Source organism: Enterobacter sp. AN-K1 (genome assembly GCF_020971765.1).
Taxonomy (GTDB): Bacteria; Pseudomonadota; Gammaproteobacteria; order Enterobacterales; family Enterobacteriaceae; genus Enterobacter; species Enterobacter hormaechei_C.
Genome location: NZ_CP087390.1, coordinates 2,014,069 through 2,029,412, shown reverse-complemented (window position 1 = coordinate 2,029,412; position 15,344 = coordinate 2,014,069). Strand labels below are relative to the sequence as shown.

The 15,344-nt window shown below is 54.4% G+C and carries 13 protein-coding genes; 4 read left to right on the top strand and 9 right to left on the bottom strand.

Annotated elements, in window-relative coordinates:
- Window positions 1-43 precede the first annotated feature (43 nt).
- Genes LOC22_RS09775 through yiaK form a run of 3 tightly spaced genes read right to left on the bottom strand, consistent with a single transcriptional unit; the run spans window position 44 to window position 2,473 of the window.
- Complete coding sequence (locus LOC22_RS09775; RefSeq protein WP_015572754.1) at window positions 44-970, bottom strand: DUF4862 family protein; 927 nt, start codon at window positions 968-970, stop codon at window positions 44-46.
- A gap of 26 nt (window positions 971-996) precedes the next feature.
- Window positions 997-1,464, bottom strand: a complete 468-nt coding sequence (locus LOC22_RS09770; RefSeq protein WP_015572753.1) for a YhcH/YjgK/YiaL family protein — start codon at window positions 1,462-1,464, stop codon at window positions 997-999.
- A gap of 10 nt (window positions 1,465-1,474) precedes the next feature.
- Window positions 1,475-2,473, bottom strand: a complete 999-nt coding sequence (gene yiaK, locus LOC22_RS09765) for a 3-dehydro-L-gulonate 2-dehydrogenase (protein WP_015572752.1) — start codon at window positions 2,471-2,473, stop codon at window positions 1,475-1,477.
- A 224-nt stretch (window positions 2,474-2,697) separates the two neighbouring features.
- On the opposite strand from yiaK, the gene yiaJ reads away from it, so the two are divergent.
- On the top strand, window positions 2,698-3,516 hold the full coding sequence (gene yiaJ, locus LOC22_RS09760) for an IclR family transcriptional regulator YiaJ (protein WP_015572751.1): 819 nt from the start codon (window positions 2,698-2,700) through the stop codon (window positions 3,514-3,516).
- Window positions 3,517-3,519: 3 nt separating this feature from the next.
- Window positions 3,520-3,975 carry a 4Fe-4S dicluster domain-containing protein gene (locus tag LOC22_RS09755; RefSeq protein WP_230239510.1) on the top strand — a complete coding sequence of 152 codons (456 nt, stop codon included), beginning with the start codon at window positions 3,520-3,522 and terminating at the stop codon, window positions 3,973-3,975.
- Between the two features lie 7 nt (window positions 3,976-3,982).
- Here LOC22_RS09755 and avtA read toward each other — a convergent pair whose 3' ends face one another.
- Together avtA and LOC22_RS09745 are read right to left on the bottom strand one after the other, a co-directional pair.
- On the bottom strand, window positions 3,983-5,236 hold the full coding sequence (avtA, locus tag LOC22_RS09750) for a valine--pyruvate transaminase (protein WP_015572749.1): 1,254 nt from the start codon (window positions 5,234-5,236) through the stop codon (window positions 3,983-3,985).
- Window positions 5,237-5,414: 178 nt separating this feature from the next.
- Window positions 5,415-7,445, bottom strand: a complete 2,031-nt coding sequence (locus tag LOC22_RS09745; RefSeq protein WP_230239509.1) for an alpha-amylase — start codon at window positions 7,443-7,445, stop codon at window positions 5,415-5,417.
- Between the two features lie 314 nt (window positions 7,446-7,759).
- On the opposite strand from LOC22_RS09745, the gene LOC22_RS09740 reads away from it, so the two are divergent.
- Complete coding sequence (locus LOC22_RS09740) at window positions 7,760-8,584, top strand: protein bax (RefSeq protein WP_023295596.1); 825 nt, start codon at window positions 7,760-7,762, stop codon at window positions 8,582-8,584.
- A gap of 35 nt (window positions 8,585-8,619) precedes the next feature.
- Here the strand turns inward: LOC22_RS09740 and xylR are convergent, their stop codons facing one another.
- From xylR to xylF, 4 genes are all read right to left on the bottom strand, one after another.
- The gene (gene xylR / locus LOC22_RS09735; RefSeq protein ID WP_003860152.1) at window positions 8,620-9,798 is read right to left on the bottom strand and encodes a D-xylose utilization transcriptional activator XylR; all 1,179 of its coding nucleotides are present in this window, start codon (window positions 9,796-9,798) and stop codon (window positions 8,620-8,622) included.
- 33 nt (window positions 9,799-9,831) lie between these two features.
- Complete coding sequence (xylH, locus tag LOC22_RS09730) at window positions 9,832-11,013, bottom strand: xylose ABC transporter permease XylH (protein ID WP_003860151.1); 1,182 nt, start codon at window positions 11,011-11,013, stop codon at window positions 9,832-9,834.
- On the bottom strand, window positions 10,991-12,532 hold the full coding sequence (locus LOC22_RS09725; RefSeq protein WP_015572746.1) for a xylose ABC transporter ATP-binding protein: 1,542 nt from the start codon (window positions 12,530-12,532) through the stop codon (window positions 10,991-10,993). Before LOC22_RS09725 ends, xylH begins: the two co-directional genes overlap by 23 nt.
- Window positions 12,533-12,604: 72 nt before the next feature.
- A complete protein-coding gene (gene xylF, locus LOC22_RS09720; protein ID WP_006808602.1) occupies window positions 12,605-13,597 on the bottom strand; it encodes a D-xylose ABC transporter substrate-binding protein in 993 nt (330 codons plus the stop codon).
- A gap of 371 nt (window positions 13,598-13,968) precedes the next feature.
- On the opposite strand from xylF, the gene xylA reads away from it, so the two are divergent.
- A complete protein-coding gene (xylA, locus tag LOC22_RS09715; protein ID WP_026080557.1) occupies window positions 13,969-15,291 on the top strand; it encodes a xylose isomerase in 1,323 nt (440 codons plus the stop codon).
- Window positions 15,292-15,344: the final 53 nt, after the last annotated feature.

The window sequence follows — 15,344 nt, the reverse complement described above, 5'->3', positions numbered from 1 at the left end:
TTAATATCTCAGTGAAGGTAACCGGAAAATGTATTCTTTATTTTTATTGTGATGCTTTATTCATAGCGCTAATGCCGTCGCGCAAAATAGCGATGCGATGGCTGACGTCAGCATTAGCATTTATTTCCAGTAATTTAATACCGGAGAATTTCAATGTTGCGGCGCTCGCCGCAGTAAACAGCGTTTTTACATGTTCAGTGGACATGAGACTGTCGGCGCAGAACGAAGAAAACGGCGCGTGCAGATCCTGCCATTCTCCATACTCACCGTGAGGGGTCGTGCCCGAAAACATCAGCGCCCCCAGCTTCCCGGCAGCGAGTGCCGCCTGAACATGTTCCAGCGGAAGGGCGGTGTTGCGACCTTCGATGGCCGAACGTGCCCAGTTGATACAGACGCTGATATCGGTCTCTTTCACTACCTCCAGCACCTGCTCTAAGGGCAAGAACCCTTTACGCGGCGCCGGGCCATTCATCGCATCACAGTGTTCCAGCACCAGATCGCAGCCCCAGTCCCAGCTCGCGATTTCCCGTACTGAGCGGGAGAATGCTTCTGTCGCTTGCTCGACAGAATCATTACCCGCCTGCGGTGCGGCCTGCATTTCCAGAGCGATCACTTTCCCGGGGAAGCGGGTGTTAACGGCATCAATCTTTTGATGCAGATGGCGGTAATATTCAATGCACGCTTTACGCTGTTCTTCGTCCGCGGACGCCAGGCCAAACGCGCCGTTGCTGCCGCGGCGGCGCATGGTTTCCATAACGGCTGTGACAACGATCTGCCAGTCGCCCGGCGTATGACGAAACAGCCATTCATCACCAAACGGATGGAGATTTTCAAGGCAAGGTTGTTCCAGCCCGCGAATATTTGGCGTGTCGGAAAGTTCCCGCCAGAAGGCGTATTCTTCCTGCTCCCCTTTCTGGTGAAATGAGGGTGCACAGGGGTACGCACCAATAATAAAACCGGTGTTGGTCATTTCGCATTCCTGTATTTATCAGAAAATTAATCTAATTCGCTGATGGCCACTTTCACCACAATTTTACGAATTGCAGATCCCTTGTTTTTAATACAGGCAGGACGATGAACATCCTGCGGGAAAAATATGGCGTAACTGCCAGGTATCATTTCGATAAATGACTCATGTTCGCTGTCGTGATAAAAAATAATATCCCGTTGCTCCAGCAATGATTCGCTGATTTTGTTATTCCCGGTATCAATAGCAATACCGATTTTTTCTTCGCCCCAGGCCAGAAACTGGATATCCAGATAGCGGCGATGGACTTCAGGGCGGTTCTCGTGCTGTTCCTTTGTGGTGAGGTCGAGAACCTGGGCAAAAATGTTGCGGCCTTCAATTTCGATCACGCCCGGTGCCAGGGTGGTGAAATCCGTGGTACGCAGAAAATTAAGCGCCTTTTCTATCGCCAGCGGCAGGCGACATGGATTTGGCTGTGCAATATGTCCGAATATCATGACCCACTCCTTACAGAGACTGGATTTTCGCCCACACGCTGTCGTCAACCGTGATGCCGTTGCGGCGATTCTCCTCCAGCAGGCGTGTGAACTCATGGCCTGGCAGACGGACGGCGACATTTTCATCAGCGCGTTCTGCGGTGGTGATGAAGTCCATGATGCGCTGTAGTTTGGCATCGCGGGTTGGACCGTCGATCAGGCGATCCACTTCGATGGCGATAAAGATCTGCGATACGCCGTATTCGTCGCTGTTGTCCTGGGTCACTTCTGCAACGGACGCGCCGTCAGAGAGCAGGGTGGCGATCATGTCGAGCACAATCGATAAGCCGGAACCTTTCCAGTAGCCCATGGGCAGAATGCGACGGTTTTTCTCAATCACGCCCGGCTCTCTGGTCAGATTGCCTTCATCGTCAAAGCCGCCGTCTACCGGTAATTCGCGTCCGGCCAGGCGATTCACCTCCAGCATGCCGTAGGAGAACATCGACATCGACATATCGACCATGGTGATTGGATTCGACGGAATAGCGACGATCAGCGGGTTTGTGCCGATGCAGCATTCTTTTGATCCCCACGCGGGCATCACGGCAATAGAGTTGGTCCAGCAGATGCCGATATAGCCTTTCTCCGCCGCCTGCCAGCCGTAGCTGCCGCCGCGCATCCAGTGGTTAGCGTTACGCAGCGCCACCAGGCCGATACCGTGATCGGACGCCAGCTCGGTAGCACGGTCCATCATCTTCTTTGCCGTCAGGTTGCCGATGGAACGCTGGGCATCCCACTGTTCGATGGCGCCTAATGTCGTTACGCGTTTCGGCTGGGCGTCAGGGATGATGTCGCCTGCGTCAAGCTGCTGAATAAATCGCGGGAAGCGGTTGACGCCATGTGAATAAACGCCGGACTCCGTGGTGCGGGCGAACATCTCGGCGCAGGCGTCTGCGGTATCCGCTTTTACACCGCGATCGAGCAGAACCCGATTGAACGCCGCTTTCAACTCTTCGAAGGTCACTTTCATCCCTGTTCTCCTGTTTTTTTAGGGGCAAGTGCGAGTGCTTTTTTATCGCTAAATTTCACTATACGAAATCTGATTTCAAATATAACGATCAAATTTTGTCAGATCAACGACATTCACGTTTTTCAAAATCGATTAAAATCAAATGGTTGTGTTTTTTCTGTTGAGATCGTGAACTAAACCACACTTTGCGCTACCATCAGGGCGCGATAAACAGGAGCCATTTGATGAGCATAAAAGAGAGCGAAATGACGCAAGAAAAAGAGAGGCCAGCAGGTAGCCAGAGCTTGTTTCGCGGCCTGATGCTGATTGAAATCCTCAGTAACTATCCGAACGGGTGTCCGCTTGCGCATTTATCAGAACTGGCGGGGCTGAATAAAAGCACCGTGCACCGGTTATTGCAGGGGTTGCAGTCGTGCGGGTACGTGACGCCGGCGCCGGCGGCAGGGAGTTATCGTCTGACCACCAAATTTATCGCCGTCGGGCAAAAGGCGCTTTCATCGCTCAATATTATTCACGTGGCGGCGCCGCACCTCGAGGCGCTGAACATTGCCACCGGCGAAACGGTCAACTTCTCCAGCCGTGAAGATGATCACGCGATCCTGATTTATAAGCTTGAGCCGACAACCGGTATGCTGCGCACGCGCGCATATATCGGCCAGCATATGCCGCTCTATTGTTCTGCGATGGGCAAAATCTATATGGCGTTTGGTCATCAGGATTACGTGGCGAGCTACTGGGAAAGCCACCAGGAACAGATCCAACCTTTGACCCGCAACACCATCACCGAACTGAGCGCGATGTATGATGAGCTGGCGGAAATTCGCGATCACAGCATGGCGATGGACAAAGAAGAGAACGAGCTGGGTGTGTCATGTATCGCCGTGCCGGTCTTTGATATTCACGGGCGCGTGCCCTATGCCATCTCCATTTCACTGTCGACGTCGCGCATGAAGCAGGTGGGCGAGAAAAACTTGCTAAAACCGCTGCGTGACACGGCGGAAGCTATCTCGAAAGAACTGGGGTTTAACGTGCGCGAGGCGTAACTGATGAACCAATTTATCCTGGCGGTTCCTGAAAAATGTATCGGGTGCCGCACCTGTGAGGTGGCGTGCATGATGTCGCATCAAAGCAGCGCCACGCCAGAAGCGTTTACGTCACGGATCCGCGTGGTTAAGGGGGCAACCTTCACCACGGCCGTGGGTTGCCACCAGTGTGAAGATGCGCCCTGCGCGAATGTCTGCCCGACGGGGGCCATTCACCGCGCTGCGGGAGCCTGGCTCGTTGAGCAGGCCCGCTGTATCGGCTGCAAAAGCTGTATGGTGGCGTGCCCGTTCGGGGCAATGCAGGTTCGGGTCGTGGAAGATCGCGTTCAGGCGCTGAAATGTGATTTGTGCGCGCATCGCGAGGGCGATCCCGCCTGCGTCGAAGCCTGCCCCACCCACGCGCTGCGCTGCATAGACCCCGCCAGATTACGCGCGGAACGGCTGCGTAATCTGGCCTGAGGTTTTATTAACCGGCCTCGCGCCAGGCGTTCTCAATCTCCTCGGCGAGAATTTTCACACCCGCTTCGATTTTTTCCGGGTCCGGGACGTAGTTCATGCGCATGCACTGGTGCGTGTGCGGCCACGGCTTATCCAGCCCCGGGAAGAAGTAATCCCCTGGCACCATCAGCACGCCACGCTTTTTCAGACGCTGATAAAGCAGCTCTGTCGTAATGGGCAGATCCTTAAACCACAGCCACAGGAAAATTGCCCCTTCCGGTTTATGGATCAGGCAGCGTTCTTCCGGTAAGTAGCGGCGAAGGATGGCGATGGTTTCCTGAACGCGCTGAGAGTAAAACGGCTTGATCACCTCATTCGACAGGCGCAGCAGGTCGTTACGCCTGATCATCTCGCACATCATCGCCGGGCCGATGCCGCCAGGGGAAAGGCTGATAATGCCGTTCATGTTGGTAATGGCGGTGATGATTTTCTCGTTAGCAATGATAATGCCGCAGCGGCTGCCCGGCAGGCCCAGCTTGGAGAGGCTCATGCAGAGGATGATATTCGGGTTCCACAGCGGACGCGCTTCGCTGAAGATGATCCCCGGGAACGGTACGCCATAGGCGTTATCGATCACCAGCGGGATGCCGTGCTGATTCGCCAGCGCATCCAGCTTCATCAGCTCGTCGTCGGTGATCACGTTGCCCGTCGGGTTGGTGGGACGTGATACGCAGATCATGCCCGTCTCTTCACCGATATGCAGATGTTCAAAATCGACGTGATATTTGAACTGGCCCTCTGGCAGCAACTCGATATTCGGACGTGCGGAAACAAACAGGTCTTCTTCGAGGCCGGCATCGGCATAGCCGATATACTCCGGTGCCAGCGGGAACAGCACTTTTTTCGTGGTGCCGTCGGCGCGGCGTCCGGCGAACAGATTGAATAAGTAGAAAAACGCGCTCTGACTGCCGTTTGTCAGTGCAATATTCTGTGGTTCGATATCCCAACCCAGCGCTTCCCGCAGCATTGCCGCCAGAAGCGTCAGTAGTTCTGTTTTACCCTGAGGGCCGTCGTAATTACATAGCGCATCGGTTGCTTTACCGTTTTCCAGCATCTCTGCCAGCAGCGTCTGGAAGTAGGTGTTCATCTCCGGAATTTGAGCCGGGTTTCCGCCACCAAGCATGATAGCGCCTGGGGTGCGCAGCCCGTCGTTGAGATCCTCCATCAGGCGGGTAATGCCTGAATGGCGGGTAAATTTGTCGCCGAATAGTGAAAACGTCATAGCAGGTGATCTGTCGGGCTTAATATGAAAGGCAGTAACCATAACGCCAGCACCGTGTTGGTGCAAATCGGCGGATGTGGTCGGATTTGTTGTTTTATGTGGTAGGTTTGTATTTGTGTGGTGAATTGTTCTGGTGAATGCCCCTCTCCCCCTGAGGAGAGGGTTAGGGTGAGGGGGTCTATTGATTACCCGCCCACACCACCATCACCTTATCGCCCTTGTGCTCGCGCACAAAGCCGTAGCCCTCTTTCATTGACAGCGTTGTTTGCTTGCCTTCACCCACCGCCGGATGACGGGCGCGGAACTGCCCCAGAAGCTGCCAGTGGGCGACAGTTAACGCCTGTTTACCCGTGACGTCCTGCCAGTTCATATCCGAACGGGTTCCCTGTAGCGGATCGGAGCCCGTCGGGCCGAATGGACGCTCTGATTCATCGCCGTAATAGATCTGGACGCTTCCCGGTGCCAGCAGCAGTAACTCAGCGGCGCGCTGGCCCCCTTCACGGAACAGACGCGTATCATGGGAGGAGAGATAGCTCAGCACATTAAAACTTTGCAGCTTTTCTGCCATTTGCTGCCAGGTCAAATCCATATCGGCCAGACAGTCCACCGCTTTCGCCGCCTGCTCCTGATAGTCAAAGTTGATCATCGCATCGAAACCGTGGCGGTAATAATCGCTCTGCATCACGCCGTGGCCCCAGGATTCACCGGTCATCCAGAATGGCGCATTGTCGAGTTTTTTGTCCGGGTTGGCGGCTTTCCACGCGGCCAGCGCCTGGCTGGCCTGGTTTTTCAGTTGCTGCCAGGCTTCAGGCTCAACGTGCTTAGCGGTATCGACCCGGAAGCCGTCGATGCCGTAGTCACGTACCCACTGGCTGAGCCAGTGGGTCAGGTAATCTCGCGGCGTGAAATTCGTCATCACTTTCGCGTTGGTGTCGGGCTTGTGTTGATAAAAGTTCGGCAAACCTGACGGGATCTTAGATTCCGTTTTCAGATCCGGCAGGAAGGCCAGCGACATGGTCAGATCGTCAAAGCCCGGGTTGTCATAATCACCGATATCGGTACGGATCCATTTTTTACCCCACCATTTTTCCCATGCGGCTTTGTCACTGAAGTTGATGTAATCGTTGAAGCTGTGCCAGCTTTGACCGGCGCCTGGCTTCCAGTCAGTCCAGCGCTCGCCGAGGGTTTTTTTCAGCTCATCGCCCTGCAAATAGAGCGCGCCAAACTGATACTCCTGCATATCTGCAAGCGTCGCATAACCCGCGTGGTTCATGACAATGTCAAACAGGACGCGGATACCGCGCCTGTGCGCGTCGTCGACAAGCTGGCGTAAATCATCTTCGCTGCCCATGTTGGCGTCGAGTTTCGTCCAGTCCTGAGTGTAATAGCCGTGATAGGCGTAGTGGGGGAAATCCCCTTTGGTGCCGCCGCCAACCCAGCCGTGGATTTGCTCCAGCGGTGAGCTTATCCAGAGCGCATTCACGCCCAGTTGCTGAAGGTAATCCAGTTTGCTGGTAAGCCCTTTCAGATCGCCGCCGTGGAAAGTACCAATCTCCTGCATACCGTCTTTATGGCGGCCATAGCTGTTGTCGTTGGTGGGGTCGCCATTTACGAAGCGATCGGTCAGCACGAAATAGACGGTGGCGTTTTGCCAGCTGAATGGCGCGGGTTTGTCCGTCTCGGCGCGCTCAAGCAGCAGCAGGCCATTGCTGTTGGCGGCTGGCTGAAGAATTACTTTGCCGTTTTGAACGGTCGCGGTCTGTTTGCTGTAAAAATCACGCACCACCGTGCCTTCCGGAAAGGTGTTAACGACATCGATCGTGAGCGGTTTGCCGTCCCACTTCGGGCACTGGCGGGTAACGTTTGCGACAGGCTGTGGCGCCGCACTTTGTACCGTCAACATCAGCGTCGGCGTTCCCGAGCGCGTATCAATACGCATCTGATAAACGCCGTCACGGAATAACCGCCACTGCGGTGGGGTCCCTTCGCAGGGTTTGAGCGACAGCATCTCGTTGAGCTTAATGGCACCTGTCGGCTGCCAGCACGCGTTATCAAAACTCAACGTCAGCGGGCGGGTACCCTTCGCAAGCGTTGCCTGGCTGGTAAAGACGCCGGTACCTTCAGCGCTAAACGCGTTAAATCCCGGCGTTGACCAGTCGGCATGCGCGAATGCGGGTAACATCAGAACAGCTAATGCAGTGCGTTTCATTCCATTTTCCTGTCGCGGCATTTTTGACCAGTGTGCCACTCGGCTCAGGGGAAAAACTCCTCCTCTGAGGCTTTCTGCCAGGAGGACGCGAAGGGATGAGTGATCCCGCGCAAAATTAGGCAGTTATCTGCGATATCGCGCACATTTTTCCAGTGCTGGTGATTTAATGAGCATGTTCCGGATGACATAGTTTCGGAATTGGACTATTTGTATACGTGCTCTTGAGGACTATTTTTGGTATGATTTGAGATTCCGCTCTCAAATTTTTGAAGAAAATAAGGTGTTGGAATGTTTATATCCGACCAGGAGACCTAATGATATCGACTCCCATTCGACGATATGGGGCCGCGATACTCATGTTACTCACCATGGCATTTTCAGGTGAGGTGCTTGCAAAGACGCACGCGGATACAACGAGTAAGAAAGCCCACGTAATAAAGACGACAAGCAGTAAGGTTAGCAGTAAACAAGAGTATTCTCGCAATAGTGCAAAGAGTAGTTCACTTCCTGATTTGCGAAAATACCCTTCCGGGACACCAAGGAAAAAAGCGTTTCTCCGGACGGTAATGCCTTACATTAAAAGTCAAAATGCCGCGATTACTGCGGATCGTAACTGGCTGATCTCCAAACAGTACGATAGCCGCTGGTCGCCGTCTGAGCGCACTCGCCTGAAAGACATCGCCAAACGCTATAAAGTGAAGTGGAGCGGGAACACGCGTCGTGTGCCGTGGAACACTCTGTTAGAGCGTGTGGACATTATTCCAGGCAGTATGGTCGCGACAATGGCCGCCGCCGAAAGCGGTTGGGGCACCTCGAAGCTGGCGCGCAACAACAACAATCTGTTTGGCATGAAATGCGCAAAAGGTCGTTGTACTAATGCACCCGGCAAGGTGAAGGGCTATTCACAGTTTGAATCGGTGAAAGATTCCGTGAATGCCTATGTGGTGAACCTGAACACCCATCCGGCCTACTCCTCGTTCCGTAAGTCACGCGCTCAGCTGCGTAAGGCGGATCAGGAAGTAACGGCTACGGCGATGATCCACAAGCTGAAAGGTTATTCCACTCAGGGACAGCGTTATAACAATTACCTGTTCTCCATGTACCAGGATAACCAGCGTCTGATTGCCGCACATATGTAATGAAAAACGCCTTCCACTGGAAGGCGTTCTTTTTTCTAGAGCAGGACTTCACTGTACCGTTCCCGGTACTCCTTCGGCGTGGTGTCATACTCTTTTCTGAACACCGAATAGAAATACTGAAGCGACGGATAGCCGCACATCTGTGAAATCTCGTTGATCGACAGCGAGGTGGAGATCAGCAGACTGCGCGCTTTCTCCAGCTTTTCCGCATGGATCACGGCGTGAATCGTCTCACCGACTTCCTCTTTGAACCGCTTCTCCAGATTCGAACGTGAAATGCCGACCGAATCGAGCACCTGATCGACCTTAATCCCTTTGCAGGCATGATTGCGAATGTAGTGCATCGCCTGAATCACGGCCGGATCGTTTAAGGAGCGGTAGTCAGTTGAGCGACGCTCGACCACGCGAACGGGCGGAACCAGCAGACGCTGGAGCGGCAGGGATTCGTTGTCTAACAGTCTGTGCAGCAGCTTTGCGGCCTGATAGCCCATCTGACGGGTACCCTGAGCCACGGATGAGAGCGCCACGCGCGACAGATAGCGCGTAAGCTCTTCGTTATCAATACCAATCACGCACAGCTTTTCAGGCACCGGAATATGCAAATGTTCGCACACCTGTAATACGTGGCGGGCGCGGGCGTCCGTCACGGCGATAATCCCTGTCTGGGGCGGCAGAGTTTGCAGCCAGTCAGCCAGGCGATTTTGTGCGTGCTGCCAGTTTTCTGGCGCGGTTTCCAGCCCCTGATAAACGACGCCGCGATACTTCTCCTGGGCAACCAGCTGGCAGAAGGCATATTCACGCTCCATCGCCCAGCGCTTTCCGCTGGTGGCGGGCAATCCGTAAAACGCAAAACGATGTACGCCTTTCTCCTTTAAATGGAGGAAGGCGGTCTCGACCAGAGCATGGTTATCCGTGGCGATGTAGTGAACGGGGGGGTAATGTTCCGGTGTATGGTAAGAGCCGCCAACGCCCACGATAGGCACGTCGACGCCACTCAGCAACTGTTCAATCACGGGGTCGTCAAAGTCAGCGATGACCCCGTCTCCCAGCCAGTCTTTGATGTTCTCCAGACGGGTACGAAAATCTTCTTCGATGAAAATATCCCATTCGGATTGCGACGCCTGCAAATATTCGCCAACCCCTTCAACCACCTGCCGGTCATAGGCTTTGTTGGCATTGAATAACAACGTAATGCGGTGACGCTTTTCAAACATGGCTCATTTCCCAAATTAGTCACGATAGTGTTATCAGGCGCGCCGCTTGGTGGCAGAGTCCATCCAGACTGCCAGCAAAAGAATGGCACCCTTGACGATATACTGCCAAAACGTCGGCACGTCCATCATACTCATCCCGTTATCCAGCGAAGCCATAATAAATGCGCCCATCACCGCCCCCGCCACGCTGCCAATGCCCCCGGCGAGGCTGGTCCCGCCAATCACGCAGGCGGCGATGGCGTCCAGCTCGGCAATGTTACCCGCAGACGGGGAGCCCGCCCCCAGTCGCGAACTGAGGATCAGCCCCGCGATGGCCACCATCAGGCCGTTGATGGCAAAGACGGCGAGTTTGGTGCGTTCTACGTTGATACCAGATAAACGCGCGGCTTCCAGATTGCCGCCGATGGCATAAATACGGCGACCGAATGCGGTACGTGTGGCCATAAACATCCCACCTAACAGCAACAGCGCCAGCAGCAGAACGGGCGTTGGGACACCGCGATAATCGTTTAACAGCCAGATGGCCCCCAGCACAATCACCGCAGTAAGCGCCTGACGGCCGACAACCGAGGTTGAGGCAGGCGAGGCCAGCCCCAGCGCCTGGCGACGCATGCGTCCTCGCCATTGCCACGCGACAAACGCCATCAGCCCAACCACGCCGATCGTAAAACCGACGCCATCAGAGAGGTAGCTTTGGCCAATCTGGGACATCGAGGCGCTGGTCGGGGAGACGGTGGTGCCGTTGGTGATCCCAATCAGAATGCCGCGGAAGGCCAGCATCCCCGCTAAGGTGACGATAAACGACGGGACTTTACGGTAGGCCACCCACCAGCCATTCCACGCCCCCAGCAGCAGACCCAGCACCAGCGTGACCGCAATCGTCAGCGGCAGCGGCCAGCCGAGCCAGACGTCAAAAATTGCCGCCACGCCGCCGAGCAGACCCATCATCGACCCTACCGACAGGTCAATTTCCGCTGAGATAATCACAAAGACCATCCCCACCGCCAGGATCCCGGTGATGGCGGTCTGACGCAGCAGGTTAGAGACGTTACGTGCGCTTAAATAGGATCCATCGGTCATCCAGGTAAAGAACAACATGATCACGATAATGGCGGCAATCATTACAAAAACTTGCAGATTCAGCGATTTAAGTCCTGCGAACGCACCGGGCGTCGGAACAGCGACTTTGATATCAGACGGGTTGCTTTTCGACATGGCGTTCGCTCCTTAAGGCAGCTTCCATCACCTGCTCTTGCGTCAGGTTCTGGTTGTTCAGGTTGGCTTTGAGTTTCCCTTCATGCATGACCAGCACGCGGTCGCTCAGCCCCAGCACTTCAGGCAATTCGGACGAAATAACAATGACGGCAATCCCTTGCTGTACAAGCTGGTTGATCAGCTTGTAGATTTCATACTTCGCGCCGATATCGATCCCGCGGGTGGGTTCGTCCAGAATTAAAATGCGCGGATTAAGCAGCAGGCAGCGCGCCAGAATCGCTTTCTGCTGGTTGCCGCCGCTCAAGCGTCCTATCGCCAGCTCCGGCGAGGAGGTTTTCACCTTAAGCCGGGCAAGCGACTGGAGAATACACTGCTGTTCTGCGGCATCATCCAGGCTGCTCAGCGCGCCGGAAAACTGGCTGAGCGCCGCCAGCGTGATATTTTTTCCCACCGCCATTACCGGCACGATGCCGTCTTTTTTGCGATCTTCTGGCACCATGGCAATGCCCTTAGCAATAGCCTGCTGGCAGTTGTCGATTTTTACCGGCTGACCGTCGATATAAATTTTGCCTTCCCAGCGCCCCGGCCAGACGCCAAAGAGACACTGCACGGCCTCGGTTCTTCCCGCACCCACTAAACCCGCAATGCCGAGAATTTCGCCGCGGTGCAGCGAGAAGGAGAGGTTATCCACGCGCTTGATATGGCGGTTAACGGGATGCCACGCCGTCAGGTTTTCCACGCGCAGGAGCTCTTCGCCGATGGTGTGCGGTTCGTTGGGATACAGCGCGGTGAGTTCGCGACCCACCATCATGGTGATGATGTCATCCTCGCTCATGCCTTCTGCTTCACGCGTGCCGATGTGCTGCCCGTCGCGGATGACGCAGATGGTGTCGGAAATGGCTTTCACCTCATTGAGCTTGTGCGAAATATAGATGCAGGCGATACCGTGGTTTTGCAGATCGCGGATGATATTGAGCAGTACGGCGGTTTCCTGTTCGGTGAGTGAGGCGGTTGGTTCGTCGAGGATCAGCAGGCGCACCTGTTTGTTCAGCGCCTTGGCGATCTCCACCAGCTGCTGCTGGCCTAAACCTAAGTCGCCCACGCGCGTATCCGGTGAGATAGCCAGGCTCACCTGAGCCAGCAGTTTTTCGCAGCGCAGCGTCATGGTGTCGTAATCCAGTACGCCGTGGCGTGAGAGTTCGGCACCGAGAAAGATATTTTCCAGCACGGTAAGGTGCTTCACCAGCGCCAGCTCCTGGTGAATGATAGCGATGCCTTTACGTTCGGTATCGCGAATGTGCGTGGCCTGGAGCACCTCACCGGCAAAAACGATTTCGCCCTCGTAGCTGCCGTGCGGGTAGATCCCGCACAACACTTTCATCAGCGTGGATTTTCCCGAGCCATTTTCGCCGCACAGCGACATCACTTCGCCGGGATTCAGCCGCAGGCTTACGTTATCGACTGCTTTCACCGCTCCGAAGGCTTTGGTGATGCTTTTCATTTCAAGTAAATAAGACATAACTGCTCCGCATAGCCCAACAGATGAACAGGGCAGGTCAATGCGCCCCTGCCGGGCAGGGGCTGCGCTGGATTACAGTTCACTCTTCTTATGGAAACCGTCTTTCACCACGGTGGCGTCAATATTCTCTTTGTTGACTTCGATAGGGGTAAGCAGGCGAGCAGGTACGTCTTTCAGGCCGTTATTTAACGTCGCGTCTGCTTTAGGTTGCTGGCCATTGCCCAGTTCAACGGCAATTTCGGCGGCCGTATTGGCAAGCTCGGTAATGGGCTTATACACCGTCATGGTCTGGGTACCCGCGATGATGCGTTTTACACCCGCAAGGTCGGCGTCCTGGCCGGAAATAGCGACTTTCCCGGCCAGACCCTGCGCGCTCAGCGCCTGAATGGCGCCACCCGCAGTGGCATCGTTAGAGGCCACCACCGCATCGATTTTGTTGTTATTTGCGGTCAACGCGTTTTCCATAATTTTCAGCGCGTTTTCCGGTAACCAACCGTCAGCCCACTGGTCGCCGACGACTTTAATTTTGCCCTCGTCGATATACGGCTTCAGCACTTTCATTTGTCCCTGGCGGAACAGTTTGGCGTTGTTATCCACAGGCGAGCCGCCCATCAGGAAATAATTCCCCTGAGGCACTTTTGCGACCAGGCTTTTAGCCTGTAATTCACCCACCTTTTCATTGTCGAACGAAATATAATAATCAATATCGGCATTATTAATCATGCGGTCATAAGCCAGGACTTTTATCCCTTCCTGTTTCGCTTCTTTCACCACGTTGCTTAATACCTGGCCGTTATACGGGATAATGACCAGCACATCGACGCCACGGTTGATCATATTCTCGATTTGCGACATTTGCGTCTCTTCGTTGCCGTTAGCGGACTGAACGAACACCTCCGCGCCGAGAGATTCCGCTTTTTTAACAAAGATATCGCGATCTTTTTGCCAGCGCTCCAGGCGTAAGTCATCAATCGCCATGCCGATTTTGACCTCTTTGGCGTGGCCGGCAAAGCTTGCAAGCAGGAGAGTAGTGCAGAGCGTTAGGGTCAGGTTCTTTATCTTCATAATTATTAGGCCTTTTTGTAGGGGTATGTGTAGCTGAGATAAAAGAAACGTTCACTGCTGAGACGCAGCAAATTTTTAACGTGGAAAGGCCTGCTGGCAATTACAGATTTTTATCTTCTCATTACGATATTTGGTTTATTTCTGAATTTATGACCGCGATCGGATTTTAAAAAGCGTAACCTATTAATTACATTTGATTCTGGAATGCGCGCCGAAAAATAGTTTGTCTGCGCATTATTTTGCGAGCCAGCGCACAATTGCGCATTCTCTCAATAGCAGTGTGAAATAACGTAATTGAGCAACCTCCAATGTCTATTCACTATTACTCCAGAAGCAAGACCACGCCGCATACCCTGATTATGGAGCTCAATATGCAAGCTTATTTCGACCAACTCGATCGCGTTCGTTTCGAAGGCACGAAAACGACCAATCCTTTAGCATTTCGTCACTACAACCCGGATGAGCTGGTGCTGGGTAAGCGCATGGAAGATCACTTGCGCTTTGCCGCCTGCTACTGGCACACCTTCTGCTGGAACGGTGCCGATATGTTCGGCGTGGGCTCTTTTGACCGTCCATGGCAACAGCCGGGCGAGGCCATTGAGCTGGCGAAGCGTAAAGCCGACGTCGCGTTCGAGTTCTTCCATAAGCTGAACGTGCCGTACTACTGTTTCCACGATGTGGACGTGTCGCCGGAAGGGGCATCGCTGAAAGAGTATCTGAACAATTTCGCGCAGATGGTCGACGTACTGGCTGAAAAACAGCAGCAAAGCGGCGTGAAGCTGCTCTGGGGTACGGCTAACTGCTTTACCAATCCTCGCTATGGCGCGGGTGCGGCAACCAACCCGGACCCGGAAGTCTTCAGCTGGGCGGCAACCCAGGTCGTGACCGCGATGAACGCCACGCATCAGCTGGGCGGTGAGAACTATGTACTCTGGGGCGGTCGTGAAGGCTATGAAACGCTGCTGAATACCGACCTGCGTCAGGAGCGTGAGCAGATTGGTCGCTTTATGCAGATGGTTGTGGACCACAAACACAAAATCGGTTTCCGCGGCACGCTGCTGATTGAGCCAAAACCACAGGAGCCAACCAAGCATCAGTATGATTATGATGTCGCCACCGTGTATGGCTTCCTGAAGCAGTTTGGTCTGGAAAAAGAGATCAAAGTGAATATTGAGGCTAACCACGCTACCCTGGCGGGCCACTCGTTCCATCACGAAATTGCCTCTGCGATTGCGCTGGGCATCTTCGGCTCTGTCGATGCTAACCGTGGTGATCCACAGCTGGGCTGGGATACCGACCAGTTCCCGAACAGCGTGGAAGAGAATGCGCTGGTGATGTACGAGATCATCAAAGCGGGCGGTTTCACCACCGGCGGCCTGAACTTCGACGCCAAAGTGCGTCGCCAGAGCACCGACAAATACGATCTGTTCTACGGGCATATTGGCGCGATGGACACCATGGCGCTGGCGCTGAAAGTAGCGGCCCGTATGATTGAAGACGGTGAGCTGGATAAGCGCGTGGCGAAGCGCTACAGCGGCTGGAACAGTGAGCTGGGCCAGCAAATTTTGAAAGGTCAGTTATCGCTTGCGGAGATCGCGAAGTACGCTGAACAGCATCAGCTTGCGCCGCAGCATCAGAGCGGCCATCAGGAGCTGCTGGAAAACCTGGTCAATCACTACCTGTTCGATAAATAACAGCATCCAGGCCCGGTAAGCGCAGCGCCACCGGGCATTTTCGTCAAAGGAGC